Here is a 26,605-nt window from a genome sequence, read left to right on the forward strand (position 1 = left end):
GCCCTCTAACCGACATATTGTGAAGAGAATGTATTTCTGATAGAAATAACTAATACGAGAACTGTGTTCGCTACGAGGGCGATAGGTCCGTCCCGGGCGGTCGCTTCGAGTGGTTCGATCGGCAGTCTCCAGTCCGAGATCCGTCAATCGAGACGGACGCCGAAATCCGAACGCCGCCGGGCTCGAGTCAGTCGTCGCTCGGCGCGGCCGCACCGCCTTCGCTGCTGACGCCCGTCCCCGGCCCGAGCTCGATCCCGAGCTCATCGAGTTTCTCATCGGGAACGACGCCGTCGACCCAGCCACGGTGGTCGTAATACTCGTCTTTCATCTCGTCGAGTTCGCAGTACTCGCCCTCGCTGGCACCCTGGCCACGGATACCGTCCTCGAGGAAGCGCGCTGGCAGCGAGTCGTCGCTCCCGTCGAAGCCGTTCAGGTTGTTGTAGTACCGCTCTAAGTTGTAGATCCGTTCGCCGGCCTCGAGCAGTTCGTCCTCGGTGACATCGCGGCCGGTCATGCCGTTGTACTGCAGGACGTACTCCTCGATGCCTTCGGCGAAGGCGTTGAACTTGCAGATGTCGAACGAGTCGCTGATGGCGTGGAGGTCCTGGAACTGGGCGGTGAGCTCCCCTTTCCCCTCGTACTCGTAGGGGTCGACCTTCTCGGGAACGCCGAGGATTTCGGCGGCGGGCGTGTAGCCCCGCAGGTGGCAGGCCCCGCGGTTCGAGGTGGCGTAGCCGATTCCCATCCCCTTCATACAGCGCGGGTCGTAGGCGGCGATGGTCTGGCCCTTGACTGCCAGCGAATTCTCGTGGGCGTCCTTGCGGTCGGCAACCCGGCGGGGGCCCTCGGCCAGCAGGTCCGCGAACTCGTCCTCGCGGCGGGCGATCCGCTCGATCATGTCGATCATGGTCTCGGTGTCGCCCCACTCTAACTCGCCGACGCCCTCGAGTTTCCCCTCGTCGGTCATTTCCATGGCCATCGCCATCATGTTCCCCGCATCGATGGTGTCGACGCCCATGTCGTTACAGCGCTCGAGCATGAGCGCGATCTTGTCGCGGTCGGTGTGACCGGAGTTCGGGCCGAGCGCGTACGCCGACTCGTACTCGTAGGACTCGGTCCGGACGTTCATCTCCTCGCCTTTGTGCATCGCGGTCACCTCGACTTCCTTCTTGCAAGCGACCGGACAGGAGTGACAGGTCGGCTCGTCGACGAGGATGTTCTCGCGGACGTTCTCGCCGGAGACGCGTTCGGCGTCGATGTCGACGCCCTCCGCATCGCGCATGCTTTCGGTCGAGGTATACTGGCCGTTCTTCGTCGGGAGGCCGTCCATCTCCTCGCCGATGTTCATCAGGACGTTCGTCCCGTACATCGAGAGGCCGCCCTCGTTGGGCGCGGTCACCTCCGACTCCTGGATCGCCTGCATCGCCTGCTGGTGACCCTCTTTGAACGTCTCCGGATCGGCCGGCTTGGGCATCTTCGTGGTCGATTTGACGACGACCGCCTTGAGGTTCTTCGACCCCATCACGCAGCCGGTGCCGCCCCGTCCAGAGGCCCGGTCGTCCTCGTTCATGATACAGGCGTACTTGACGCCGTTCTCGCCGGCGGGTCCGATCGCCATCAGCGAGAGGTTCTTGCCGTACGACCCTTCGAGTTCCTCCTCGAGTCGGTCCCGCGTCTCGTGGACACCCGCACCCCAGAGATGGGAAGCGTCCCGCAGTTCGACCGTCCCGTCCTCGACGTAGGCGTAGACCGGTTCGTCGGCCTCGCCCTCGAAGCACAGCCCGTCGAAGCCGGCCCACTTGAGCCGGGCCCCCGACCAGCCGCCGTGGTGACTGTCGGTGACGGTCCCGGTCAGCGGCGACTTCGTGCAGACGGCGATCCGACCGCTCATCGTCACCTGCGTGCCCGACAGCGGTCCGTTCATAAAGGCCAACAGGTTGTCGGGGCCGAGCGGATCGACCGCCGGTCCCTGGTCGAAGACGTACTTTACCCCGAGCCCCCGCGCACCGATATACTTCGCTGCGTCCTCGTCGTCGATCGACTCGTACGCGATCTCCTCGTCCGAGAGATCGATGCGGGCGACCCTGTCCTGAAATCCGCCGAGTTCTGTCATAGTAACCGTTCGTTCTTGTATACGGCCGCCATCGTGTTAGTCGTTCCCAGCCATCTGTAACCGGAACCGGTTACGTGATCGATGGCGGTGTCGCGGTGCTCATCGCTCGACGGAACCGACGGCCGGGTCTCGGTTTCGCTCGGCGCTGAAACGATTACAACAACAGTGCGACCACCGCAAGGATGATGAAGATCAGCACGAAGATGCGCGCGATCTCCATCGAGATCCCGGCAACGCCGCGGGCACCGACGGCGGCGGCGACGATTGCGAGGACGAAGAAGATGATCGCCCAGTACAGGAACCCACCGCCCCCCATCTGCAGCGGAGTTGCGAACGCGAACATACCACCGCCTCCCACGACGAGCCATATAAACCTCGGCGACCGTCCCCGAGCGTTTTCGATGCTACGGCGCGGTTACAGGTCTCGAGCCGTGACAGTCACTGTGGGGGACGGCTACGCGTCCCCGAAGAAGGCTCNAGGCTCGACACAGTTTCGCCTCGGCCGTCCGCAGGTGTTCGTGGAAGGTCGGCCGAGAGACGCCCATCGACTGGGCCAGTTCCTCGCCGGTCGTCGGCCGAGGCCACTCGAAGTAGCCGCCGAGATACGCCCGCTGGAGCGCACCGAACTGACGATCGGTCAGCGCCTCCTCGAGACGGGCGGCGAACTCCTGGCGGGTCTCGCCGTCGGGTTCGCGCTGCTGGAACGAGCGAACGTCGGTGCCGTCGTAGCGGTCCTCGACGGCCTCGACGACCGAACGCACGTTCGACGAGCGCGGAATCTCGAGCGTGACGCGTGCGCGACCGGCCTCGGCTTCGATGGCCTTCGTGCGGACGCCGCGCTCGGAGAGCCAGCCGACGAGGTCTTCTCCGCCGGTCACCTCCACGAGACACTCCTCGTCGCGCTCGACGACGATGCGACAGTCGGCGTCGGCCAGTTCGTCGGCAGCGGCGGTGATCTCGTCGGCACTCGCACCGGTAACGGTAAACAACGATGCCGTCTCGTCGTCCGTTCGGTGCACCGACCGGCTGTACTCGAGCCGGCAGTCCGCCGCCGCTGAGAGGGCGACCGGCGCGAGGGTGCGATCGGTCACCTCGAGTTCGACGGCGACGACGGCATCGGTCGCGAGCACGCGGCTCGTCTCGCGGGCGTTGACGCCGCTGGCGACTGCGCGGGCGAGCGCGGAGAGGATCACCGTTTCGCGGTCGTCGATCGCTCGCGGCGTCCGTATCGTCACTACGCCGTACTCGATCCCGTTGTACGACAGCGGAAACGCGGCGCGCGTCAGTCCGTCGACGGTCTCGACGGCCGGGTCGGTCGTCGCGAGCGCCTCGGCGGCGGGGTGGCCGGTATCGGTTGCGACGGTCCCGCCGTCGGGTCCGTCGCCGACGCTCGAGCGGACTTCGATCGTCCCGGTCGCGGGGTTGCGCTCGCCGATCCAGACCCCATCGTAGGCGTCCTCCGCGGCGATCCGCGCACAGACCTCGCGCTCGAGTTCCGAGCGGTCGGTCGAGCCCGCGACGACGGCGGTGACGTCCTGAATGAGTCCCTCGACGCGATCGAGGATGTACTGGAGTTCTTCGGTCTGTCGCTCGAGCGCGAGTTCGGCCTCCTTGCGCGCGGTAATATCGTTCTGGAAGCCGACGTAGTTGGTCACGCGGCCGTCCTCGTCCCGAACGGGGGCGATCGTGACCTCGTTCCAGAACTCGGTACCGTCCTTGCGGTAGTTCTTGAGTTCGACGGTGACGGGCCGATCCTCGTCGATGGCCGCCGCCATGTCGGCGATCGCCGCCTCGTCTGAGTCCTCGCCCTGGAGGAACCGACAGTTCCGGCCGACGACCTCGTCGAATTCGTAGCCGGTCATCTCCTCGTAGGCCTCGTTGACGTACACCAGTGGGTTGTCCTCGCGGTCCGGGTCGGAGATCGTGATCCCGACGGGGGCCTCCTCGAGCGCGCGGTCTTTCACCAGTCGATCGCTCGCGCCCGAGCGGGAGTCACCCACGCTCTCGGCAGTGGCGTCGGCACCCGTCCCGTCGCGCTCGAACGTAAGCGTCGCGCCGCTCGCCCCGCGGTGGATACGGACGCGCTCTCGATGGTCCGCCAGGTCGACTTGCCGAGCGGTACCGACGGTCGTCTCGTCGATCACCGTTGCGAGGTGGGTCCAACGCGTGCCGAGCGCGGTCGCCGCTTCGCGGTCGGCGTCGCCGAGTTCGAACGCGTCGCGAGCGGCCTCGTTCGCGTACGTGATCGTTCCCTCGGTAACTGCGATGACCGGATCGACCACGTGCTCGAGGGCGCGGGCCGCCGCCGCGGCGTCGTCGACGGGGCTACCGCGCTCCGTGTCGACATCGTCCATATGCTCCCTACGGATGGCTGCCTAAGAACCGTTGTGATCGGTCGACGGTCGAGCCGGGAACCCGACGGAACAGTGTTATATGGCACCACGTCATACAATAACACATGTCAGTGCACCGATCACCGTTCGAGCGGCTCCGCGAGAAGTTCGACGAGTCGGAACTCCGCTGTCCGGCCTGCGGCTACGTCGACACGGAGGGTGGGTGGCGCGTCACCACCTCGGGCGGACGGGTCCGCTATCAGTTCGTCTGTCCCACCTGCGACGCCGTCGAGACGCGAGAGCTCCGACTCGGGTAACGGAACCGTGCGGGGACCGGTCGACGGCGACGAGCGTCCAGTCTCGTCCGGACCCGCCCCGACGAGCGCAGGGCGCGACGGTCGATGCCGTTTCATCACGAAAATCGACACTTTGCATCTCGAGGGGACGGTAACGGATCGATGCGGAATCGATCGACGCCCATCCCGTGTCCGGTCGGCCGTACGACAGGAGACGGCGCGATACCGACGAACAGTCCCGTGCGGTTCCCGGCGGGCGTGACAGGCGAACGGGGGTCGACGGGGTCGGCCGTCACCGCTCGGTCCCGTGCGCGAAACATCGGTTTTCCCGTCGGTAATTCCGTAACAGTCTGCCCGTTTTAGCCCCGCGACGATCCTACCCCGGCGCGCATGGTTTCACGATCGCAGCACATCGGCGTCGCGTTCGTCGCGCTGCTGGTTCTGCTCTCGGGGGGTCCCGCCCTCGTCGGTGGAGCGACCACGGACACAGCCGCGACCGACGCCGGAGACATGAGCGACACGAGCGCAACGCTCGAGAACGTACAGGTCAGCACGCTCGAACTCGAAAACATAACCGTCGAAAACGCAACGATCGAAGAACTCAGCGTCCAACAGCTGGACATCCAGGACAGCGAGCAACTCGAGGAATTAAACGAGTCGGCCGGCAATCAGTCCGCGGCCAACGAGTCCGCACCCACCGGCGTCACGATCTCGAACGTCTCCCTCGATTCGCTCGCGCTCGAGAACGTCTCGATCGACGATCTCGAGACGGACGGTGACCTCGGCGGTGCCAACGAGAGCGAGGGCGACAACGAAAGCGCTGCCGCGGCCGGCAACGAATCCGCGGACGGCATCGAACAGATGCTCAGCGAAGACGCCGATACCGTGGCGATCCAGAACATGACGATCGAGTCGATGAACGCCGATCAGTTGACGATCGAGGACCTCACCGTCGAGGACGGCAACGGGGGACTTCTCTCGGGCATCTCCGATTTCATCGGCGGCCTGTTCGGCGGTGACGGCGATGACGGTGGCGAGAACGAAAGCACCGCCAGCGAGAACGAAAGCACCGCCAGCGAGAACGAAAGCACCGAGATGGTCGAGTCGCTGACCGTCGAGGAGTTCGATGTCGGTGAGATCACGTTCGAATCGATGACCATCGGTACGCTCGAGCAGGTCGACGACGGGGGGACCGCCCAAGAAGCGAACGAGACGGCCGACAACGAGTCAAACGCGAGTAACCAACTGGACGGAATATTCAACCAGACGGACGACAACGAGTCAGAGGACGATAACCAAACGGACGGAATATTCAACGGGACAGCCGACAACGAGTCCGCAGACGAAAACCAAACGGACGGAATATTCAACGAGACGGCCGACAACGAGACAACTGACAACGAGACGGCTGATAACGAGACGACTGACAACGAGACGGCTGATAACGAGACGACTGACAACGAGACGGCTGATAACGAGACGGCTGATAACGAGACGACCGACAACGAGACGACCGAGACTGCTGTAGACGATACCGACATGACCGAGGGCGAGACGATTTCGTCGCTCTCCGCGAGTTCGATGACGGTCGAAAACAGCAGCGCGAGTACGGTTTCGGTCGGCGAAACCGAGGGCCTCCAAGCGGCACTCGAGCAGCAAGGCGACGACAACGCGTCGGTAAACGAAACGGGCAATGAAAGCATGAACGAAACGGGCAACGAAAGCGACGACAGCATGCTCGGCTGATCGAACCGAGTCGATCGCGCGACCCAGTGGCGGTCGGCGGTGTCGAACGCCGGACTCCGTTCGCTATGCCGTCCCGTCTCCGTCGTCGAACAGCCGATAGTACGAGAGGGCAAGCACCGTCCGGCCGTCACGGATCTCGCCGTTGGCCACCGCATCGGTCAGGGCAGCGAGCGACCGCGTCCGCACGCGAATGCTCTCGTTGTGGTCGAGTCGCTGGTCGGCGGTCGGTCGGCAGCCGTGAGCCACGAAGACGTGCAAGACGGCGTCCGCGATCCCGTTGGCCGGTTCGACGGTGACGAGCGGTTCCAGCATCTCGGCCTCGTGGCCGGTTTCCTCGGCGAGCTCCCGGCGCGCTGCCGCCTCGAGATCGTCGTCATCCGGTTCGGTGCCGCCGACGGGGAGTCCGTGGCTGATCCGTGAGACGGCCTGTCGCCACTCGTCGATGCAGACGACATCGCCGTCGGGGGTAAACGGCAAGATACAGACGCTAGCCGGCTCCGAGAGGTAGTCGAACTCGCCGTCGGTACCGTCGGGATACCGAACGGACTCGTTAACGACATCGAACCCCGGACAGGAGTAGGCTACCCGTCGCTCGCGCGTCTCCCAGGCGAGTGGATCGGTTGGCATATCCGCCAGTACGGCGGTGCCCGTCAAAAACGCCGCGTCACGCGGGCGGACTCGACGGGAGCGACGACGATCCGACTCCCCCCTCGAGTCGCTGGCCCAGCGGGATCCTACGCGGTGCGTTCCGAGTGGCGCGCGGCACGTACCAGCTCTATAACAAAGCCACGGAGCCGTGACCGTCGTCATTCAGAGGGTGATCCATGGACCAGCTAACTGGCTTCCAGCGTGATTTGTTGTACGTGATCGCAGGGAAAGACCGACCGTCGGGGCAGGAGATTCTCGACGACATCAATAGCTACATCGAGCAGCCGGTCACGCACGGCCGGCTGTATCCGAACCTCGATACGCTCGTCGAAACGGATCTCGTCGAAAAAGGCGAACTCGACCGGCGGACGAACTACTACGCGCTGACGCCGAAAGGCAGACGCGCGTTGCAGCGCCGTCAGGAGTGGGTCGACCAATACGTCGACGTGTAGCTCCTGACCGTGTTCTTTCGATGGCGAGACCTCACAGCGCCTCGCTTCGCGACAGGGTGGCGGACTCAGTCGCCATCAGCGAGCGTCGTCGAGATCGACGACCGTCTCCAGATCCGCAGTGAGCCAGGCATTCAATTTCTCGTCGGTGGAGCCGTTACGGGGAACGAGCGTACAGCGATCGTTTCCGGACTGGTAGCGGACGACGATCGCGTCGAACAGCATCGGCCCCGCGGGATCGGTTTCGTCGGTCTCGGCCGCGTACTCGTGGGCAGTTCCCTCATCGGCGTGGGTCGGGCCATCCATGATAATCCAGGCGACCGCCGTCGCCACCGTCCAATAGGTCCAGACGGTACAAAACGGCTACTAGTTTCGGTATAGAGCGCTCGGGTCCGCTCGGTATCCCTGCGAAACGCGGCCGCGATCGTCGGGACCGATGCCGATCGGAGTGATATCGACACGGGAGTCTAAACGGTTCATCACGCCGTGGCGGTTAGACATCCGCGAAGCTGACGCCCTCGAGATCCGCCTCGAGAGCGGCGACGTGATCGTTGAAGTCGGCGACGAAGGCGGGAACGTCGTCGGCCAGTCGGCGCACTTCCGGAGCCGCCGGCGGGCCGTACTGCGAGAGCAGGTAGACGCCGTCGGAGCCGCCGACACGAAGATAGGACGCGCGGTCTTCCTCCCACTTCAGTTCCCAGCGGGTGCCCGAGATCGTCGTCGCATAGGTCCCGTACGTGCCGTCGTATCGGTGCAGTTGGCTCGCCATCGCGTCGCAAACGTCGCGAACCCGGTCGACGATCCGGTCCCGCTCGGCCACCAGTTCCGCCGTCGATTCGACGGCGGGGAACTCGTCGGCGACATCCGTCAGTAGCCCGTCAAACGAGCGAACGTACTCGTTGTAAGCTTCGACGAACGCGCTGTAGTCGGCCATCGCCCGCTCGAGGGGCTCGGGTTCGGGCGGGTGCTTGCTCGAGACGACGTAGATATCCGCGCCGGATTGCGGGTCGAAGCGGAGGTACTGGACGTCGCCGGCCTCGTACTTGAGCGTCCAACTGCCGGCGTCGGTGGTGAACGTTTCCTGGCCGTAGTCCCCGCCCTGTAAGACGGCGAGTTCCCGCGCGATCTCGCCGGCGTGTGTCCGAACACGGGCCGCTAGCTCGTCCCGCCGTTCGGCGATCGCGTCCGTCTCCTCGACATCCGCCTCGAGTCCCTCGGTCATTACTCGAGGAAGGCAGCGAGGACCGGTAACGGTTACGTCCCGTCTCGACGAACCGAACCCGAGCGCGGGCGTTATTCGCTTTCGTTGCTTTCGTTAGACTCGTTCATCGCCGTCTCGTTGGACTCGTTCGTCTCGTTCATCCCCGTTTCATTGGTTTCGTTCATGCCGGTCTCGTTAGACTCGTTCATCTCCGTCTCATTGGTTTCGTTCATGCCGGTCTCGTTAGACTCGTTCATNCATTGGTTTCGTTCATGCCGGTCTCGTTAGACTCGTTCATCTCCGTCTCATTGGTTTCGTTCATGCCGGTCTCGTTAGACTCGTTCATCCCCGTCTCATTGGTTTCGTTCGTCTCGTTTTCGTCTCCGCCGTCTCCTGGTCCGCCACAGCCGGCGATGAGCGCGGTCGAGGCGGCTGCGCCCGTTAGTTTCAGCACTCGTCGACGGGTCGACGGCTGACGATCAGTCATACGGAGGGAGTCAGCGTCGAGGTGCATAAGCCGTCAGCCGACACTTGCGTGGTCTCTGTCGGCCGCGGCCGCACCCACCCTCGTCCGCGCGATCGACCCAGTGACCTCGAGACCGATCAGGGTCGGTGGGTGTCGGCAGCAAACACAAGACCAGGGACGGCAAAGTGACACGGTGAATATGGCCTCGATACCCGATAATTGCCACGATTTGTTCGAGAAGAAGACGTTCGCACACGTCGCGACGTTGACGGCGGAGGGACTCCCGCACGTCACGCCGGTATGGATCGACTACGACGAGGCCGACGACCGACTGCTGATCAACACCGAGCGGGGCCGGCAGAAGGAGCGCAACGTCCGGAACAACCCCGGTGTCGGCGTCAGCATGACCGACCCGGACGATCCCTATCGCTTCCTCTCGGTGATCGGCGAAGTCGAAGCCGTCACCACCGACGGCGCTCGCGACCATATCGACGAACTCGCCCGTCGTTATCAGGGCGTCGACGAGTATCAGCCCACGATCCAAACCGAGCGCGTGATTCTTCGAATCCGGCCGGATCGGGTTCTATAACGCGTCCCGAGGGAATCAGTGTCAGCCGACAGTTCCTGAGAGTCCCCGTCCGGGAGCGACCGACGACCGAACGATCCGGGGTCGTCATCTCGAACCGCAGTAGCAGTCAGGCTCACGTTCATAAATCGAAATACGCGATACGAAAGTGACCCGAGGAGTACGAGTTGCTCTCGGAGAAACAGGAGGCACACCGCGGCGCACACCCCGGAACCGAACCGACGATACCGGGTCTCGTGACGGTCGCCGAGAGCGTCGCTTCTCGCCCTGACACGTGGACCGAGACCGCGTTGGCGTTTGCGAACGCCTCCAACGAATGCGCACGCTGATCGAGTTCCGCTCGCGCGCCAGACCACGGCTTGGTTCGGGGACGGACGGAAGGATTCTTGAGCGGAGCTACTCATGGGGTGGTATGTCCGAGGCAGGTGCGGTCGCGCGGGTCGCAGGCGTCGATTCGGCGACGGATCGTGATGGAGAGTGACCGACGGAACGGGGTCCGACGTCGATCGACGAACCATCCTAGGCGCGCTCGCCAGTGCCGGCGGGGCTGCACTCGCCGGCTGTTCGGCGTTCGAACGGGAGGCCGACGGCCGGACGCGTCCGGTCGATGACGAGACGGCGCGGGCGCTGGCGACGCGGTTCGCGCCGACGCTATACTTCGACAGCCGCGAACCGTGGTTTCCGACTGATCCGCGGCCGTACACCAGCGAACGGGACGGCGAGACGGTCGTCACCGGCTTCGACGCTGTCAATGGCTACCACGAACGCGATGGCGACGGGAGCCCGCCGAACCCGACCGTCTTCTATCACGCCGTCGAGTACGAGTCGTCGCCGCTGGCCGTCGTCCAGTTCTGGTGTTACTCGGCGTTCGACCAGTTCACGACCAACTTCCACTGGCACGACTGGGAAGTGTTGCACGTCTTCGTCGACACGGAGACAGACGAACCCCAGCTGTACGTGGCCAGCTCCCACTCGCGGACGGTGCCGAACAACGAGTACCTGGACCCGGACCCCGACATGGTCCCGCGCATTCTCTCGGAACTCGGCTCGCACTCGAGCGCACTCTCGGTCAACGAGGCGGCCGATCGCTTCCAGCGGGTCGCCGTCGGCGACCTGCTCGCGGACATCACGAACGCGGCCATCGAAGGCATCGACGACCTCGCCGACGTGCCACTGGCGTACGGTCTGCCCCGTGATGAGGGCTCGCGGCTCCCCTATCTCGTCCCGGAGTACGAGGGCGAGCCGATATACGACCACGAACGACTGCCGTCGGTCACGCGCGAGTCGCTGATCGACGACGAACTGACAGTACGGTCGTTCGATGCGTTGACATCGCCGCCGACGGAGCTCCCGTCGCGAGAAACGGGGCTCGTCTTCGGCCACCGCGAGCGGACGGATGCGGCCGATGCCGACATCGAGTACGACCTCGTCCCGAGCCGCGATCTCGAGCACATCGCGGACTTCACCGGCCCGCAGTTGAGTTTCGAGTTTCGTGTCCCGGCAGCGGTCGAGGACGCCGTCGCCGGCCACCTCACGGCGACGGGAACGCCGTGGAGCCAGCCCCGGTACGACAACCCGGCGGCGGATATCTCCGTCCCGAACCATCGAACGGCGCTGGCCGAGCGCTACGACGCGATCGGCGAGGCAGCACCGATCAACACCGTCGTCAGCCGCGTCACCGACGTAATCGCGAGCGACGACGCGCCGGCGAACGAGGGGCTGACCACGACCGAGATCGATCTCGAGGCGGTCGTCCTGCTCGAGAGCGAGCCCGAAGCGGTCCCGACGTTCGATGGCATCGCCGTCGCGCGGGATGTCCCCGCCGGCGACCACCGGGTGACCGTCAACGGTGCGGGACGGGCACCACACAGCGAGCGCGTCACCGTCTCGGACGACGGGGCTCCGACGACGGCGGGCGTCGACGGCGAGATTCCGATGGTGACCCGCGATCGGGCGACGAAGTTGGTAGTCGGCGACGAGAGCGGAACGAGCGATCTCTCGCGGGTGGCCGTCGAGGACGACTTCGCCGGGCGGCTCTACGAGTCGTCCGTCGACGGACGCGACGCCGTTTACGTCGACCGCGGTGGGGCCTATACGACCGAGGTGCGGGACGCGGACGACGCAGTCGGTGCCTACCGGGTCAACCCGGACCCCGACGCCGAATCGGCGGTCCGCATCGAGCGTCCGGAGACCGGCAAAGCGTCCCTCGCGGCGTTCGTCGCCGAAGTCGCCGAGGAGACGAGAGCCGAGATCGCGGCTGTTGGCGACGATGACGACAGCGATGGCGATGCCGACGATGATGGACGGAACACGAGGGAAGCGGCGCGTCGAACGCCATCACCGGGCTCGAGCGCTCCCTCGCGGCCGTCGGCGACGCCGCTCGGCGAGCCGCCGATCAGGCGCGCCAACGAACGCGGAACCACCGATAGGCAACTCGAGACCGTCCTCGAACGCCTCCAACGGGCAGAGGAGCGACTCGCCGAGGCACGGACGGACGTTCCGGCCTCGCTCTCGAACGCGGCGGGGAAGCGACTCGAGCAGGCCAGTCGACGCACCGAGCAGGCGCGGCGGGCCGAGAAACTCTCCGGCGGTCAGTGACGCGAATGGCCCTCGAGTACGGTCGCGCTCGAGACGCGAGGAACGGACCGCTTCGGGAGTGAGGCCGGCCGTCGGTACGTCCGACCCGAGAGTCTTTTAGCCTGGGTACTGTTAACATAGTAGTGCGAGTGGGGCCATCGCTGTGACACGATCGGACGGAGACAAGACGAAGACGGCCGGTATCTGTGACTCCTGCAGCGAACTCTTTACAGTGTGGGCGTGTCAGGACGGAACGGTACGGCCGGTTAGTCCCCACAACGCCTGTTCGTGCGACGACCCGTCGTATCGGGTCGTCAAGGGAAACGAGGTCTTCGACGACGATGACGAGGCCGCCGGAGCGAACGAGGAGAAGTACTCGGACGTGTGATCGGGTCGACGAGCGGATCGCTCATCAGGACCCACGAGAGAAGACCGGGGCGGCGACCTGTTCGGGGCCGTGGCAAGGGGAATGCTACTGCGGAAGTCGCGAGGGAGGCGACCGGTGAAGACGGCCGTCCATGGACGGCCGTGATCGGCGGGCTTATGAGAGGTCAATCAGCCCCGGACGGAACCACACATTCGCGGACAGTCGATCTATGATGGGGCGAACCAACACCACGACGGAGAGCACCAGGGCCGCGCCGTACGAGAAGAAATGGCCAACATAGACCCCGCCTTCGGTTGGGACGAGGAGTGTATAGATGGCCAACAGAACGGTCCCGAGAGTCACGACTGCGACGCCGCCGGCTACCACGGAGCCGATGCCGACCGTGTCGGCCACAACCGCCAGCAGCGTCGTACCCGCGAGAGCGAGCGGAACGAGGAAGAACAGGGACCAGATCAGCGCGTCCCGTATCGTTTCGTTCCGGGTCAGAACGCCGGGAGCCCCGTTGGAAACCAGAATGACACCCGCGGACCCGAGTACGAACACTGCCAGTGCTAATTCCGCACGGCGAACGGTGGTAGTAGTGACGATTGACGAGCCCATGTTGACCGGAATCTCTTTACGGACCGATTTTATCGTTTGGGAAGTTAGACTAGCAGTTACGCCTCGATGGATGTGATGAAAAACGACAACGAAGACGACGAGAACGTGAGTTCGTTGACCTCACCGTAGGTGTCGTACGTTGTCACATGCAACGACGGCTCGGTCGGGTCCCACCACGAATTTTCGTCTTGCTCGTACCCGACGGCGGTCTCCGAGTGACCGACGAGCTCCGGGATCCAGTCCGGCACATCGACGTTCCCCGATTCCGCCGACGCCGTCGACGCTTTGTTGCCCCAGTAACTCACGATACACGGTCGTTCCGAGTCGATCTCGTCCATGATCTCCGATCGTCGGCCGTGGTACGTGTTGTGCGCAGTGTACGACGAATCGTAGTTCTCGATGCCGTCAGGAATGTTCCACGGCTTGGTCCGTCCTTCGTCATCGGTGTCCATCTCATCGGCCAACTCATCCATGAGATCACACTCGATTCCGGTGGCGTTTTCGTGATACCCGATGACCATCGACCCGGCGACGGGCGAGCAGCCGATCCAGTCGGTACTACACACGTCTCCGTCCCAGTTCGGGACGCCGCTGATACGTCCGCTCGAGGAGGCGCTGTACGAGAGCGTCTCGTTGCGTTGCCGGGACTGGCGAATACCCTGCCACTGTGCCTCGGCCTGCGTCGTCTCCATCTTCGAGGGCTCGTAGGTTGGAACGTCATCGACAGTAGTGGCAACGCCGCTGTACAGATCGACGAATACCGGTTGGCGTTGACGGTCCGACTGCAGTTCGAGGCCGAACATCATGGGGTGCCTGTAGACGAATCGGGACGCGTCGGCGTCCGAGCGCCTGGCACCATCCCCGGCGATGGTCATCTCGGCCGCGCGATGCTGTGGAGCCGTTCCGGTCCCACAGCGAATCACTGGTGGAAGCCACGGTTGTGCACCGATCGCGATGTGGCCGACCGCCGTCCCGTCGGTCTCGATCGGGAACACCCACGCGGCCGGAACATACTCTCGGGTTCCGTTACGAGTGACGGCGGCGGAGAACAGTTCCGGTTGTGCGAGGCCGTTCGGATCGAACTCCTCGAAGTGTTCCTGTCGGCTCTTGTATTCGACTCTCGCCTTCGCGACCGCTCGTGCGAGGCGCTCGGGGATCGCGTCGGACTCGCCCCGTTGGGTCGACTCCGCCGTAGTGGTGCCCGACAGCGTGACTGCCGCGACCGAAGTCGCGCCTACCGCACCGAGTCCTTTCAGAACTGACCGTCGGTCCCTGCTCGAGAGTGTCGTTTCTTTGTTCGACATTGCATCAACAACGCCCCACGAATTGGAATTTAAGTCTTTTCACTAAAATAACAAGTCACCGGAATCCAATGGGACATCGTCGCCGCCAGCGGAGCGAACGCGTGCCGGCGTGAATTACGAATACGCGAGACGAGCGAAGCGACTCTCGCGTGTTCTCGTTCGGGTCGCCCACGGGAACGCGGGTCCGACCCGACATCCCGAAGCCGTGGGCTAGTGGAACGAACGTGGGGAAAAGTGGGCCGGCGCGAATTCGAATCGCGGTTACGGCCACCCGAAGGCCGAAGGATACCAAGCTACCCCACCGGCCCGCATTCTGAGTGTACGCGTCCGATCGTTTAACGCTTCCGGATCGGTCCTCGAACCGCCCGACGGGGCTCCGGTCCCTCGAGCGGGTCCTCGCCGAAATCGACCTCAAAACCGCTCGTACCCGTCCGTATCCAGGAAGTGGTGTGCGACGGTGATCGCTTGATCGGCGTGCAGGAGTTCGGGGCCCAGTCGAAGCCGGCGATCGGCAACGGTCTCGAGCAGCCCCGCTTCCTCGGCGGTAAAGTCGTGATGATCCGACAGCACGAAAATCCCGTCCTCGAGCGCGTCCGCACCTACGTCGACGACCGCCTCGCCGTCCTCGTGAAGGTGGACGACCGGGCCGTCGGCGGCGATTTCCTCGAGCGTGCCCTCGAAGCCGCGGCGGTAGACCTCGATCCCCGGACTGGGCTCCGCGGGGAGTGCGCCGATGGCCTCGTCGCGGTGCTCGAGGGCCGTCCGGACCAGCGCGGCGGTGCTGCGCTCGTCGGGGTTGAGCCGCCGGAGATCGCTCCCGTCGAAGGTAACGGTGAGTTCGTCCTGTGCGACCAGGTGAACGCGGACGGCCTCACGGATGCCGTGAGAGGTGACGAACGCGGCGGTGATCGACCGGCAGAGCGCGTCGAGGCGACCGGCTCCGCCCGCGAGGTCGTCCAGCGAGAAGTCGGGCTCCGTGGGGATGTCGTGACCGATGAGTACGAACTGTCGCATAGGGGCCCAAGGCCCACGGGGGGAATAGCTGCCACGGTTCGCCTCGATCGCCCCCGATAGATTCTGAGGCATGAGTTGTGAAAATATCGGCAATATATATCCTCGAGTGAGAATAAGTTACATTTTATGACCTGCTCGAACGGCGAGACGGTGCTCGCGGACGGCGGCCCCCGAGTCAGCGTGACGTACGACGAGCCGGCGGCGATCATTCCGACGGTGGTGGACGCGATCGCCGCCGTCGACGACCGGTCGATGGACGACCGGCCGACACTCTTCGACCGGGTCGAGCCCGAGGCGATGGTTGCCCTGTTCGAACACGCCGCGGCGACCGAGCGCGACATCGTTCTCGAGTTCGCGATCGACGAGCATACGGTCGTTATCACGAGCGAGGGGACCATCTCGGTCTATCGAGGCTCGCCAGGTCTCGAGCGGTCGCTCGAGTAGGACGTGCCAGCCGACGGCGGGACGAGAAGCATTACGCGCTCGACCGTCGCCCGGGTCGCCCGCCGAGCAGTCGGAGACCGGGCAACCCGTCGTGATACCAGACGAGGACGGCGATAGCGAAGAGGCCGAACTGGACCCACTCGTAGGGTCCCAGCGCGTAGTAGTGGAGAATGGCGTCGAGGATACCGGCGACCGGCGCTTCGGGGGGCTGTTCGAGGACCGGCCACAGGAGGTAGGCGGCGTGGGCGAACTCCCCCGAGAGGGCCGCCGGCGGAACGTCCGCCAGGAGGTGCGAGCCGTAGCCGACGAGGAACGCGACGCCGACCGCGCGACCCTCGAGTCGATCCGTGACGAGGAGGACGGCCGGAACGAGGAGGGCGACGACGAACAGCGAGTGTGCGAGGGTCCGGCCGCCGGGCAGAATGCCGAAGTTCCATGCGAGCGGTTTGTCGATCAGGTCCGGCGTCTGCGAGCCGACGGCGAGAGCGATCGCTGGGACGGCACGCGGCGGCCGCCCGAATCGACGGTGGCTACCGATGGTGTACAACAGGTAGGCGACGGCGAGGTGTCCCCAAGGCCACATCCCGCGGCCGTACACCGGTGATCGACATAGACGCTTCGACTCGTCTCGTCTCGCGACGCTGCATAGGCATGGCCAACCGTTTCCCCGATATCCGGTGTGTAGTCGCTGTATGGCGAAATCAGAGTCCGCGGACGCCGGCGGCCGGCAGCGGCTGCTCGCGCTCCTCGAGGGACGAGCCTGTCACCACTGTTCCGACGGCGAACTCGAGCGGGGTCGGTACAAGGACAACAGGGCGATAGTCTGTGAGAGTTGCGGAGCGCCGCGGGTACAGGTCTGGTCTCCCTCGCTCGACTGAGTGCCCGCGGTCAGTCGGCCGACGCCGAGACCCGTCGTACGGCTCCCGCCGCTCGTCGGGACGGAACCGACGCTACCGCTCGAGCGCGCCGATCCAGCGATCGTCGCCGCGGACCGCACACCAGTCACGGTGTGCGTCGTAACACCGCGGGTCCATTGCTTTGCCGCAGCGACACCAGTGCTGTGTGTCGCCGGGAACCGATCGGCGGCAGAGCGGACACCGGGTTTTCATGTGCAATGGTACCACTACACACTATTTAGCCCTTTGTTATGCGTCAGTGACCCGTCCCGAATCGGGAGGGACTGCCGACTCGAGTGGTCTCGGCGTATGACGGGTCGAGAATCGAGGGACACGCGCCCGGGGGCTCACCGGGATCGCGACCCCGAATAGTCGTGGCCGACGACGAGGGCGAGCGCGTGGATCGATACGAGGCCAACGAACAGGGAGAGGTGAATCACCGAGTCGATCCCGGCGACGATGACGGGGAGATAGACGAGGGGCAACAGGGTACCGAGCCAGAAGGCCGCGGCCGTGACGGTATGGCTCAGGTGCATCGTCCGCCTACTGCATCGACTCGAGGGCGACGAACGAGTCGTCGTACGCCGCGATCCAGGCGGTCGTCAGTTCCTCCTCGCTGGCCTCATGGGGGAAGAGTGCACACTCGTCGGGAGCGTCGTCGTTCTCGACGATAACGTGATCGAACTCGGCAGTCGGTTCTTCGCCGTCTAGCGTGTGGAAGTCGGCATCGGTCATGGTGTCTCGGGCGACTGATACTCGCGCCGACGGGTGCTACCGGAGTCGGTCCTATTGTTATCGAGATGCTAACGGCGTGCATTCGGACGAGAGCATTCGCGATCCATTCGATTCAACCGGTTCGATCGCTCGAAGAAGAACTCGACGGGCGCTGACGTGTACGGGTTCGCTACGGCGCGAACCGGGTCGCTCGACGGATCCCAGCCGACGTACTACACTCTTTCGGACGACGTAACGACACGTTTCGAACGATCGCAGCCGGCTCGAGCGCCGGCCGAAACCCGCGCACCCGCTACCGCGAGACCGACGGACGAGCGCCGAGCGTGAGGGTTCTGGTGATCGTCTCGTCGTCCCGCCGGAACCGAACCGAGAGCGTGTCGCCGGGGCTGGTCTCGAGCGCGAGGTGCGTCGAGAGCGCGTGGCGATCGGGGATCGGTTCGCCGTCCATCGCAAGGATGACGTCACCACCGACGGGGATCGATTCGCCGCGTCGCTCGACGGTGCGCCGTGACGGCTCGAGGATACCCTCGGCGGCCGAGCCGTCGACGATGGCGGTGACGAGAGCGCCGGTCGCCTCGGGGAGGTCGTTCGCCTCGGCGACGAGTCGGTCGACGGTCCTGAGCTCGGTCCCCAGATACGAATGATCGTACGACCCGGACTCGATGAGCGCGGGGACGACGCGCTCCGCGAGCCGTGCCGAGACGGCGAAGCCGATATTGTCTCCGCCGCCGGCGTTAATCACGCCGATAACGTCCCCCTCGAGATCGACGAGCGGCCCGCCGCTGTTGCCGGGATTGACCGCGGCATCGGTCTGAACGACACTCGGGAACGAGAACGACCGGTCGGGGAACTGGAGCGTTCGGTCGACGCCACTGACGACGCCTGCGGACAGCGATCCCTCGAGCCCGTAGGGGTTGCCGACCGCAGCGACCTGTTGGCCGACGACGGGGTGGTGCTCGCTCAGGGACAGCGGTGGTACTTCGCTCGGAACGTGATCGACCTCGAGGACGGCCAGATCGCTGTGGTAGTCGCGGCCGACGCGCCGGTCCCTCGCGCTCCCGGTGAAGGGAAAACGTGTTACCCGCGGCTCCCCGATGCTCGAGACATGATCACGGAAGACGCCCGCGCGTTGCTGGCGACCGGAGCCGTCTGTGACTCCTGTCTGGGGCGGCCCTTCGCCGAGCGGAGTTTCGGGCTGACCAACGCCGAGCGCGGCCGGGCGCTACGGACGACGGTCGCACTCGCCGACGACGATGACTTCGAATCCACCGAGCCCGCGGACTGCTGGGTCTGTGAGGGGTACTGCGGCACGTTCGACGCCGTCGCCGAGACGATCGTCGACGCGCTCGAGGGGACCGCGTTCGCCACCTACCAGGTCGGTACCCGCGTCCCGCCGCTGGTCGAGGAGAACGAACGCCTGCTTCGGGAGGATGCCGGCCTCGAGCCCGACGTCGGCGAGTCGATGAAACGCGAACTCAACCGCGAAGTCGGCCGGCGCGTCGGCGCGACGACCGATACCGAGGTCGACTTCGACCGGCCCGACGTCCTCGCCGTCGTCGATCTCGCGGGGTTCGACCCGCTCGAGGCTCTCGGATCGGAATCCGTCACGGGTCACGCGGTCGATGTCCAGATCAATCCCGCGTTCGTCTACGGCCGCTACCGCAAACTCGAGCGGGACATTCCCCAGACGGAGTGGCCCTGCCGGGAGTGTGGCGGCAGCGGAAGCCAGCTCGGCGACGACGGCGAAGAGCCTTGTGACTACTGCGGCGGCTCGGGCTACATGTACGATACCAGTGTCGAGCAGGTCGTCCGTCCCCACGTCGTCGACGCCATGGACGGCGACGAGGGCACGTTCCATGGGGCGGGCCGGGAGGACGTCGACGCCCGCATGCTCGAGGGCGGGCGGCCGTTCGTCCTCGAAGTGAAACGCCCCCGGTTTCGCGATCCCGATCCCGAGGCGCTCGAGCGCGAGATCAACGACGCCGCCGAGGGCGCGGTCGAGGTCGACGGGCTTCGACTGGCGACCTACGAGATGGTCGAGCGCGTCAAGGAACACGATGCGAGCAAGCACTACCGGGCCGCCGTCGAGTTCGGGAACGCCGTCGACGAGGCTGCTTTCGAGACCGCGCTCGACGAACTCGAGGGGACCACCGTCGAGCAGTACACGCCCGAACGGGTCGATCACCGGCGCGCGGGCCTGACACGCGAACGTACCGTCTACGGGATCGACGGTGACCTGCGATCGCCGACCGAGGCCGAGGTGCGACTCCACGGCGAAGGGGGCCTCTACGTGAAGGAACTCATCAGCAGCGACAACGGCCGGACCGAGCCCAGTCTGGCGGGGCTCCTCGAGACCGAGGCCGAAGTGACCGCGCTCGACGTGACCGGCGTCGAGGGAGAGGACGAGCCGTTCGAACTGGATGCGTACTTCCGAGACGAGCCGAGCGAACGCTGACGAAGGCGCGTTCTTCGCGGTTCACGCCAACCGCTCGGTCTCGGCGTTCGACTGGGCGGACATCGAAGCGATCGCCGACGACGAGACATGTGATCACGCGGCTGAGAGCTCCGCGTGCGGCCACCCGGCCGAGTCACAACCGTTTTGCCTTCGCCCTTCGAGCGGACGGGTATGCCCTTCGGCGTCGACGAAGCGGGAAAAGGCCCGGCCCTAGGGTCGATGTTCGCCGCGGCCGTCCACCTCGAGGACCCGGCCGCCCTTCCCGACGGGATCAGGGACTCGAAACGGCTCACGCCCGACCGGCGCGAGGACCTGGCGGCGAGCCTCCGCACCGACGATCGAATCGCGATCGGCGTCGCCGAGATCACGCCCGCCCGGATCGACGAGCCGGGGACCGACATGAACTCGCTGGCGGTCGAAGCGCACGCGACCGCGATCGACGACGCGATCGGGAGCTTCGAGTCGGCTGCAGCCGCAGGCGATCGTCCATCGGGGCTCTGCGACGCCTGCGATACCGACGCCGACCGGTTCGCCAGGCGCGTCGCCGACGCCTGCTCGCTCGAGGTCGACGTCGACGCCCGTCACGGTGCCGATGACGACGCACCGCTGGTCGGCGCGGCCAGCATCATCGCCAAGGTCGACCGCGACGCACACATCGCTGCGCTGGCCGATGAGTACGGCCCGATCGGCAGCGGCTATCCCGGCGATGCGACCACCCGCGAGTTCCTCGCGTCATACGTCGACGAACACGGCTCCCTCCCGCCGTTCGCACGGGAATCGTGGTCGACCTGCGAGGACGCGCTCGCCGCGGCCGAACAGACCGGGCTCGAGCAGTTTTAGTGCCGGTTCGGTCCGACCCGTAGCGCTCAAGACGATCGCCGACCTGTAGCAGACCAGTGGGACGAGAGTTGGCTGTCGCGCTGTTCGTCGATCCGTTCGCCGTGATGAACGCGATCGGGCTCGTCGCGTTCGCACTGGTCGGGGCGACCAAGGCGATCCGCGAGGAGTTCGACCTGTTCGGCGTCGCCGTCGTCGGGCTCGTTACCGCGTTCGCCGGCGGAGCGACGCGGGACATCCTGGTCAATCGGGTACCGTTGGCGCTCCAGTCGCCGATCGAGATCGCTCTCGGCGTGTTCGGCGTCGCTCTGGCGATCGGGGTGAGCGTCGCCCTCGAATCGGCCGACGACCATCCGATCACGCTGTTTTCCGACGCCGTCGGACTCGCCGCGTTTACGACGACCGGGGCCATCGTCGCGACCGGCGTCGGCGTCTCGGGCTTTGGCGTCGTCACGATTGCGACGATCAACGCGGTCGGTGGCGGGGCGTTCGCGGACATCCTGCTGGACCGGTCGCCGTTCATTCTGCTCGAGGACTTCTATGCGAGTTGCGCGGTGCTCGGCGGCGGGACGTACTGGATCATCACCCTGCTGGGCGGCTCCGGCAGCGTCGCCGCGGCGATCTGCGCGGCGGTAACGGTCGGAACGCGCATCGCCGCCGTCACCTACGGCTGGACGCTCCCGACGGCGCAGGTGCTCCGGACGAGCGCGTGAGCGACGAACGCGGGTCCATCCGGCGGGCAGCCGGTCAGTTCGCACGCCAGATCGCATAGCCGTAACAGCCGAGTCCGAGAAGCACCAGCAGCGACGAGAGGCCGTCGACGACGGCCGACTGCGTGAGGACGGCACCGACGGTCAACACGCCGCCCGCGACGAGACAGCCCGCGGCCGCGGTCAGCGCTGCCCACGGTGCCGACCGCTGCCCGTACAGCATCGCCCCCACGGCGATCGCGACGATCCCGAAGCCGAGTTGCGTGACGGTCGCCGCCAGCGGATCGTTCGTAATCGTCGCGTAGGCGAACACGGCGAAGTACCCCAGAATGAGGCCGGTAACCGCTCGAGAGCGGGTCGTCGGTCCGGCAGTCAGCTCCATGCGTCATCAACCCACTCCCGACCCTTAGCAGTTGTTACGGAGCAGTGGGTCGTGTTTAGTTTGTAGCAGCCTGCCAGACAGCGAAGGCTCGGAGCCACGATTCTGCAGTTGATGGCCTGACATGGCTGCAACAGTTCGAGATCTTATTCCGTTTCAGAACTTCCGTTTTCGGTCCGCAAGAAGTCGATAAATCCTTCGACTCCCCACCTCGAGTGGCCAACTCCTCCGCGAACTCGATGCAGTGTGTCTCGTGCAGCTCGGCGTATTCCTCCCACGCCTCGTAGTAGTGCATATCGAGGTCGTACTCGTCGAGCGGAATCTCGATCTCGTGCTTTCGGCGGACGATTTCGCACCCGTTCTGTTTCAACGTGAGGAAGTACAGGTTGTGTCGTCGAACGGTCAGCAGCCGCTTTGATTCGACGATATAAGGGTCGACCCACTCACGCCATTCGTACTCTTCGGTGTGCGTTTTCGGGGTTTCAAACTCGGCCCCTGCCGCCTCGAGATAGGTCTGTGCCATCGTGATCCCCGTCGGTGATTCGCGTTCGGAAGCGAGTGTCGCAGGATCAGGTTCGACATCAGGCTTCCGGCAACGTCCGTCGCCGATCCGTCCCACGAAACGTGATCGACCGCTTCGGGGACTCGCTCGATCTCGAGGTCCTTGTAGATCGCGAGTTCACTCCCGTTCTCCTGTTCTTCCTGTTGCATCTCGGCGAAGAACTGGAGTAACCAGATCGCGATGACCCGGCTCGTCGGGTCCATCGGTTCTAAGTCCTCTTCCAACTGAGCGGGGCTGATTTCCCGATCGAGATCGTCAGCCGTTCCCGATACGCCCAACGTATAGAAAACACGCACGTCTCCGTCCGGGAGCGAGTAGTCCATCACCTTGACATCGGCCGTCGGGTCGCGGAGTTCGTCCTCGAACGCATCCGGATCCGTACTGACATCCTCGCGCGAATAGTTGATATCGTCCGGATGGTGCTGCTGGACAACTCGAGTCGGCATCTGATTGACTAACTAGTACGAGGAGAGACGGATATATCCGTTGTCCTTAGCGTTCCGCGTGTCCGCGAAGTCGATCCTCAAGGACAGCGGTAAGTACAGGGAAGATCAACCTCAGTCAGTGTAGAACGAGACCAGTCGGTCCAGAGAAGTGGTTCCAAAATCAGAGTATGTTGAAATACTGCAACGATGCAATAACTGCAATTGCTAAAAGCAGTATCAAAAGCTGTATCTTTGGATCAACGTCCTTGCGAATTCGAAAGCCCCAATCCATGTCTTCTAACAGTTAAATCAGTATAATCCAACTATATGTAGCTTGGCCAGATATCATACCGCAAGGTAGTCACGTACTTACTGCGAGTACCGTGTCCGCGAAGCCGGTGTTCGAGGACAATTCATCCCGAGATCGGGGCCAATTTCCGTACTGATAACCCCATTCTTCATGGTTTGTTGGGCTAAAAATGAGTATCGAGGACAGCGATGAGACTGAAGCCCTACCCGCAACGCGAAGGGAAGCGCGTGTGGTTGAGTGAAGACGAACTGCAGGCCGTGATCGACGAGGCGGAGGACAACCGCCAGATGATCGCGTTCCTGCTCGCCGGTCGATGTGGACTGCGTCGTTGCGAGATCGTCCAGATAACGCCCGCCGATGTCGTCGAGACGCCGACCGGAACGCACCTACGCGTCTGGGACGACGTGGCGAAACAGGAACACTACCGTGAGCCGCCGGTTCCCGACCAACTGGCAACGTACATCGACGCCCACACCGACGCCGCCGGGATCGCACCGGACGAGCCGATCGTCGACGTGACCGCCAAGACGGTCTACCGCTGGGTGCAGCGAGCTGCCGAACGGTTGCAGGCTCAGAGCGGAGATCGTGGCTGGTCGTTCCTCGACGTCCACGACCTGCGGCGGACCTGGGGGACGAATCTACTCGAGCAGGGCGTCCTGCCGTCAGTCGTGATGGACTGGGGTGGCTGGGAGGACTGGGGAACCTTTCGGCGGCATTATCTTGGTGAATTCTCACCGGAAGCCATTCGGCAAGAGCGAGGAAAAGTCAGCTATCTTGAAGGAGATTTGTATGGAGAATCATCTACTGATGGTCTTCCTTCATTGTCTGACCGGTTCGCATAGCAGTTTAGAGCAAAATATTGCCAAAACAGACATCTCACACGACAACGAGAATTGCTAACTGTTATATCATATCCGTATTGAATATTGCCTGCATGAAGTCTGGTGTTATTGGTGTTGTCAACGGTGAATTTGATAAAATCCCATCGTTTGAGAGATCAGTGGAAACTGATCATGGTGAAGTAAAGCAATGTGTTGAAATACGGGATGAGTTTCGCCTTTCTGATGGACACTTAGCACAATTTGGGCGAGTAGCACGTCAAACATTTGAAGAAGAGGAGTCTGTTCAAATTCAAGACGGTACTATTGGCACCTTTAGGGATAGAAGTAGGGCCACAGAATACACAGAATTTCTTACAATATCTGGCGAATTCGTTATTGTCGCAAGTGGAAACGGCTCATTTGCATATGATCTAATAGGGGAACGAACAGATACCAATATTGAGCGGGGGAATATTGATCTTCAGGCTTTCTTTTCTGAGCATACTGACGGGGACTATTGGCAAGTTGGCTTCTATAATAGTGCTACGGAAGCCGAAAATGGGGTGATATATGGAGATAACGTATTTGATGACCCCGATGTCGGTGCTACTCTAGAACTATCCGACATAAATCAATTAGGCGTTACGTATGCATATCAAGACCAGAAAATAAAGACGACTCTAACCGAAAGCGGGTATATAAACATCTATGACCCCGGAAGTTATGAGTCAGACGACTTCCTATCCTATTTCCAAGAAGAAATAGCAAGCTTTGTCTCAGTGCTATAAAACCATCTCAATACTTGTCTGTTCCACTAACTCATTTTTATAATATACCTCAATACCGAATTCTGTCTTACTAGGAACGCACTCAACTGGGGTCGTGATTGAAATTGGAAGTCGTAGTCGCTGGTTTGGAGGAATATCGCTCACAGGCTTCCAGTGGTCTTCTTCAACATATCTTGAATTTCCAACCACTATCTCAAACTCATCGGGGATAGACAGATGGCAGTCGATCTCGTGCTTATCAAGAGTAGTATTTGATGCGTTCTCCAGACTGACTATTGCCGCCGCTCCGCGATCCTCTAAAGTCGGATATATCGGGCCATCAGTTGTTTTGGCGGCTATTTTGGACATTCCGGTAGCTTGTTGTTCTGGAAAGAAGAATCGTGTTGGGGCTCCATGTACGTTTCGAAAGTTTCTTGATAGTAGTTCTCACCCAGCAGCCTGCCCCCTTGTTAGAAGACTTGATCCTAGGCATTTAATAAGAATGTAACAAAAGAAGTGAGAAATGTCATCCGCTGATGACCCTTCTTCACGGATAATCGAGCTTGTGGAAAACTATGTTCGTCCTGGTAGCCATCTTCTGACTGCTGAACGTATTCATAAGAACGTCTTTGAGGAAGAAATAGATTTCACTCGGTGGGAACAGGTTGTCAATAGGTATGAACAGCGATCTTGGACAGTAGAAGAAGCAAAAGAGTATGCGAGGCAGGCTAAGCAGATCGTCGAAGATAGTTCAAGTGCAATTCCTGAGTCCTACTTTACTATTGTCGAGCCTGAAGATCTGTCTGTAAGTAGAGTGAAAGAGGAATTGAATAGGATTGAATATGACCCTGACGCATCGGGGGAAGAGAAGGAAGGGTTTGAATATAAATATATTGGGGAAGAGGACTTAATTGATGGGCGTTACGTATTTGTAGATGTCGAAAGCACAATCACTTACTCTGGAGAACTCAAAGAACTAACAAGAGAAGATGCCTTTGAATTTCGGATTTCTCCAGATGATAATTTACTCATAATTGAGAGTACGAAAGTTACAGATATCCAAAAGGCAAAAAGTTACTTCGGTAAGAAGACGAACTTCAATATTGACATCAAGGGAGACCTCACCCGATACCAAGATCCGGAGGTGCCGGTAGAAAAAATAGACGACTTTAGAAACTCGTTCTATAGTGACCGGGAAGACGCTCCAGATAGTGAACCTGTCCTCCTACAAGTCGATGATATCCAACTTACTGATCCGACAATTTCTGAGGATGAGCAAGAGGAAATGATTGAACAGATCAACTTTGAAGGCAAGAATATTGCAGATCATAAAGAGGTGAGGGGATATATTGAGGATGAATGGATCATCAAGGGGTTTGAAGCACCTGTCTTTTATGATGGGGACTTATATAGCCTGAAAATATCAGGCAACGAAGTCATGGGATACGTTCGTAGTATGTGTTTACCCCCAGAAATCGCAGGAAGACAGTAGGTTCAAAATCGGGGAATTCAATTAGAAATCCGTAAAATTCGACCGCCGTCA

Annotated in this window: 29 protein-coding genes, 1 tRNA gene and 3 pseudogenes; 14 read left to right on the forward strand and 19 right to left on the reverse strand. The window is 62.6% G+C overall.

Going from position 1 to position 26,605, the window contains the following annotated elements; all coding sequences use genetic code 11:
• Positions 1–187: 187 nt before the first annotated feature.
• The 3 genes from C487_RS17235 to C487_RS17245 all read right to left on the reverse strand — a co-directional run bounded on the left by C487_RS17235 (position 188) and on the right by C487_RS17245 (position 4,467).
• Positions 188–2,113: an aldehyde ferredoxin oxidoreductase family protein gene (locus tag C487_RS17235; RefSeq protein WP_006187117.1), complete on the reverse strand. Its 1,926-nt coding sequence runs from the start codon at positions 2,111–2,113 to the stop codon at positions 188–190.
• A 154-nt stretch (positions 2,114–2,267) separates the two neighbouring features.
• Positions 2,268–2,456, reverse strand: coding sequence for a DUF1328 family protein (locus tag C487_RS17240; protein WP_006187118.1), 189 nt, complete (start codon positions 2,454–2,456; stop codon positions 2,268–2,270).
• A gap of 61 nt (positions 2,457–2,517) precedes the next feature.
• Positions 2,518–4,467, reverse strand: coding sequence for a bacterio-opsin activator domain-containing protein (locus C487_RS17245; RefSeq protein ID WP_006187119.1), 1,950 nt, complete (start codon positions 4,465–4,467; stop codon positions 2,518–2,520).
• A gap of 104 nt (positions 4,468–4,571) precedes the next feature.
• Between C487_RS17245 and C487_RS17250 the strand changes: the two genes are divergently transcribed.
• Together C487_RS17250 and C487_RS17255 are read left to right on the forward strand one after the other, a co-directional pair.
• Positions 4,572–4,763, forward strand: a complete 192-nt coding sequence (locus C487_RS17250; protein WP_006187120.1) for an HVO_0649 family zinc finger protein — start codon at positions 4,572–4,574, stop codon at positions 4,761–4,763.
• 369 nt (positions 4,764–5,132) lie between these two features.
• Positions 5,133–6,488 carry a hypothetical protein gene (locus C487_RS17255; RefSeq protein WP_006187121.1) on the forward strand — a complete coding sequence of 452 codons (1,356 nt, stop codon included), beginning with the start codon at positions 5,133–5,135 and terminating at the stop codon, positions 6,486–6,488.
• A 63-nt stretch (positions 6,489–6,551) separates the two neighbouring features.
• Here the strand turns inward: C487_RS17255 and C487_RS17260 are convergent, their stop codons facing one another.
• Positions 6,552–7,115, reverse strand: a complete 564-nt coding sequence (locus C487_RS17260) for an NUDIX hydrolase (protein ID WP_006187122.1) — start codon at positions 7,113–7,115, stop codon at positions 6,552–6,554.
• A gap of 197 nt (positions 7,116–7,312) precedes the next feature.
• Between C487_RS17260 and C487_RS17265 the strand changes: the two genes are divergently transcribed.
• Positions 7,313–7,588 (forward strand): PadR family transcriptional regulator, encoded by a 276-nt coding sequence (locus C487_RS17265; protein WP_006187123.1) that lies wholly within the window; start codon positions 7,313–7,315, stop codon positions 7,586–7,588.
• A 75-nt stretch (positions 7,589–7,663) separates the two neighbouring features.
• On the opposite strand, the gene C487_RS17270 is transcribed toward C487_RS17265, so the two are convergent.
• From C487_RS17270 to C487_RS20855, 3 genes are all read right to left on the reverse strand, one after another.
• Positions 7,664–7,918, reverse strand: a complete 255-nt coding sequence (locus C487_RS17270) for a DUF7511 domain-containing protein (RefSeq protein ID WP_006187124.1) — start codon at positions 7,916–7,918, stop codon at positions 7,664–7,666.
• A 160-nt stretch (positions 7,919–8,078) separates the two neighbouring features.
• Positions 8,079–8,807, reverse strand: a complete 729-nt coding sequence (locus C487_RS17275) for a hypothetical protein (RefSeq protein ID WP_006187125.1) — start codon at positions 8,805–8,807, stop codon at positions 8,079–8,081.
• Positions 8,808–8,878: 71 nt separating this feature from the next.
• Positions 8,879–9,043 (reverse strand): hypothetical protein, encoded by a 165-nt coding sequence (locus C487_RS20855; RefSeq protein ID WP_006187126.1) that lies wholly within the window; start codon positions 9,041–9,043, stop codon positions 8,879–8,881.
• A gap of 408 nt (positions 9,044–9,451) precedes the next feature.
• Between C487_RS20855 and C487_RS17285 the strand changes: the two genes are divergently transcribed.
• The 3 genes and pseudogenes from C487_RS17285 (at position 9,452) to C487_RS17295 (ending at position 12,803) form a co-directional block, all read left to right on the forward strand.
• Entirely contained in the window at positions 9,452–9,841 is a 390-nt protein-coding gene (locus C487_RS17285) for a PPOX class F420-dependent oxidoreductase (protein WP_049908243.1), read from the forward strand.
• 474 nt (positions 9,842–10,315) lie between these two features.
• Positions 10,316–12,436 (forward strand): annotated as a pseudogene (locus tag C487_RS17290) (hypothetical protein).
• Between the two features lie 142 nt (positions 12,437–12,578).
• Positions 12,579–12,803, forward strand: coding sequence for a hypothetical protein (locus C487_RS17295; protein WP_006187131.1), 225 nt, complete (start codon positions 12,579–12,581; stop codon positions 12,801–12,803).
• Between the two features lie 153 nt (positions 12,804–12,956).
• Here the strand turns inward: C487_RS17295 and C487_RS17300 are convergent, their stop codons facing one another.
• The 4 genes from C487_RS17300 to trmY form a co-directional block, all read right to left on the reverse strand.
• The gene (locus tag C487_RS17300) at positions 12,957–13,346 is read right to left on the reverse strand and encodes a hypothetical protein (protein WP_241431104.1); all 390 of its coding nucleotides are present in this window, start codon (positions 13,344–13,346) and stop codon (positions 12,957–12,959) included.
• Between the two features lie 113 nt (positions 13,347–13,459).
• Entirely contained in the window at positions 13,460–14,707 is a 1,248-nt protein-coding gene (locus tag C487_RS17305) for a hypothetical protein (RefSeq protein WP_006187133.1), read from the reverse strand.
• Positions 14,708–14,942: 235 nt separating this feature from the next.
• Positions 14,943–15,015: transfer RNA gene (locus tag C487_RS17310), tRNA-Pro, on the reverse strand.
• 103 nt (positions 15,016–15,118) lie between these two features.
• Positions 15,119–15,721, reverse strand: coding sequence for a tRNA (pseudouridine(54)-N(1))-methyltransferase TrmY (trmY, locus tag C487_RS17315; RefSeq protein WP_006187134.1), 603 nt, complete (start codon positions 15,719–15,721; stop codon positions 15,119–15,121).
• Positions 15,722–15,847: 126 nt separating this feature from the next.
• Here trmY and C487_RS17320 point away from each other — a divergent pair, with 126 nt between their 5' ends.
• Complete coding sequence (locus C487_RS17320) at positions 15,848–16,165, forward strand: HalOD1 output domain-containing protein (RefSeq protein ID WP_006187135.1); 318 nt, start codon at positions 15,848–15,850, stop codon at positions 16,163–16,165.
• 31 nt (positions 16,166–16,196) lie between these two features.
• Here the strand turns inward: C487_RS17320 and C487_RS17325 are convergent, their stop codons facing one another.
• Complete coding sequence (locus tag C487_RS17325; RefSeq protein WP_006187136.1) at positions 16,197–16,748, reverse strand: metal-dependent hydrolase; 552 nt, start codon at positions 16,746–16,748, stop codon at positions 16,197–16,199.
• Positions 16,749–16,857: 109 nt separating this feature from the next.
• On the opposite strand from C487_RS17325, the gene C487_RS17330 reads away from it, so the two are divergent.
• A complete protein-coding gene (locus C487_RS17330; RefSeq protein WP_006187137.1) occupies positions 16,858–17,043 on the forward strand; it encodes an HVO_A0556 family zinc finger protein in 186 nt (61 codons plus the stop codon).
• 72 nt (positions 17,044–17,115) lie between these two features.
• Here C487_RS17330 and C487_RS20740 read toward each other — a convergent pair whose 3' ends face one another.
• The 4 genes and pseudogenes from C487_RS20740 to C487_RS17345 all read right to left on the reverse strand — a co-directional run.
• Positions 17,116–17,274 carry a hypothetical protein gene (locus C487_RS20740; RefSeq protein ID WP_161605728.1) on the reverse strand — a complete coding sequence of 53 codons (159 nt, stop codon included), beginning with the start codon at positions 17,272–17,274 and terminating at the stop codon, positions 17,116–17,118.
• Between the two features lie 134 nt (positions 17,275–17,408).
• Positions 17,409–17,597: a hypothetical protein gene (locus C487_RS17335; protein ID WP_006187138.1), complete on the reverse strand. Its 189-nt coding sequence runs from the start codon at positions 17,595–17,597 to the stop codon at positions 17,409–17,411.
• 7 nt (positions 17,598–17,604) lie between these two features.
• Entirely contained in the window at positions 17,605–17,796 is a 192-nt protein-coding gene (locus C487_RS17340) for a DUF7511 domain-containing protein (RefSeq protein WP_006187139.1), read from the reverse strand.
• A 292-nt stretch (positions 17,797–18,088) separates the two neighbouring features.
• A pseudogene (locus C487_RS17345) lies at positions 18,089–18,964 on the reverse strand (S1C family serine protease); the annotation flags it as partial.
• Between C487_RS17345 and C487_RS17350 the strand changes: the two are divergent.
• The 3 genes from C487_RS17350 to C487_RS17360 all read left to right on the forward strand — a co-directional run bounded on the left by C487_RS17350 (position 18,902) and on the right by C487_RS17360 (position 21,801).
• Complete coding sequence (locus tag C487_RS17350) at positions 18,902–20,251, forward strand: tRNA pseudouridine(54/55) synthase Pus10 (RefSeq protein ID WP_049908249.1); 1,350 nt, start codon at positions 18,902–18,904, stop codon at positions 20,249–20,251. The pseudogene C487_RS17345 and the gene C487_RS17350 sit on opposite strands and share 63 nt — an antisense overlap.
• 171 nt (positions 20,252–20,422) lie before the next feature.
• Complete coding sequence (rnhB, locus tag C487_RS17355; RefSeq protein ID WP_006187142.1) at positions 20,423–21,091, forward strand: ribonuclease HII; 669 nt, start codon at positions 20,423–20,425, stop codon at positions 21,089–21,091.
• A gap of 104 nt (positions 21,092–21,195) precedes the next feature.
• Positions 21,196–21,801, forward strand: a complete 606-nt coding sequence (locus tag C487_RS17360) for a trimeric intracellular cation channel family protein (RefSeq protein WP_152422539.1) — start codon at positions 21,196–21,198, stop codon at positions 21,799–21,801.
• 34 nt (positions 21,802–21,835) lie between these two features.
• Here C487_RS17360 and C487_RS17365 read toward each other — a convergent pair whose 3' ends face one another.
• Both C487_RS17365 and C487_RS20485 read right to left on the reverse strand, forming a co-directional pair.
• Positions 21,836–22,180, reverse strand: coding sequence for a hypothetical protein (locus C487_RS17365; RefSeq protein WP_006187144.1), 345 nt, complete (start codon positions 22,178–22,180; stop codon positions 21,836–21,838).
• Positions 22,181–22,235: 55 nt separating this feature from the next.
• Positions 22,236–22,322 (reverse strand): annotated as a pseudogene (locus tag C487_RS20485) (IS6 family transposase); the annotation flags it as partial.
• Positions 22,323–23,662: 1,340 nt separating this feature from the next.
• Between C487_RS20485 and C487_RS17380 the strand changes: the two are divergent.
• Together C487_RS17380 and C487_RS20490 are read left to right on the forward strand one after the other, a co-directional pair.
• Entirely contained in the window at positions 23,663–24,316 is a 654-nt protein-coding gene (locus C487_RS17380) for a tyrosine-type recombinase/integrase (RefSeq protein WP_006187147.1), read from the forward strand.
• Positions 24,317–24,408: 92 nt separating this feature from the next.
• On the forward strand, positions 24,409–25,083 hold the full coding sequence (locus C487_RS20490) for a hypothetical protein (protein WP_152422536.1): 675 nt from the start codon (positions 24,409–24,411) through the stop codon (positions 25,081–25,083).
• Here C487_RS20490 and C487_RS20495 read toward each other — a convergent pair.
• The gene (locus C487_RS20495; RefSeq protein ID WP_152422537.1) at positions 25,078–25,431 is read right to left on the reverse strand and encodes a hypothetical protein; all 354 of its coding nucleotides are present in this window, start codon (positions 25,429–25,431) and stop codon (positions 25,078–25,080) included. The two genes, C487_RS20490 and C487_RS20495, sit on opposite strands and share 6 nt — an antisense overlap.
• 154 nt (positions 25,432–25,585) lie before the next feature.
• Between C487_RS20495 and C487_RS17385 the strand changes: the two genes are divergently transcribed.
• A complete protein-coding gene (locus C487_RS17385) occupies positions 25,586–26,554 on the forward strand; it encodes a hypothetical protein (protein WP_152422538.1) in 969 nt (322 codons plus the stop codon).
• Positions 26,555–26,605: the final 51 nt, after the last annotated feature.

The sequence above is a fragment of the Natrinema pallidum DSM 3751 genome (assembly GCF_000337615.1).
GTDB classification, from domain to species: domain Archaea; phylum Halobacteriota; class Halobacteria; order Halobacteriales; family Natrialbaceae; genus Natrinema; species Natrinema pallidum.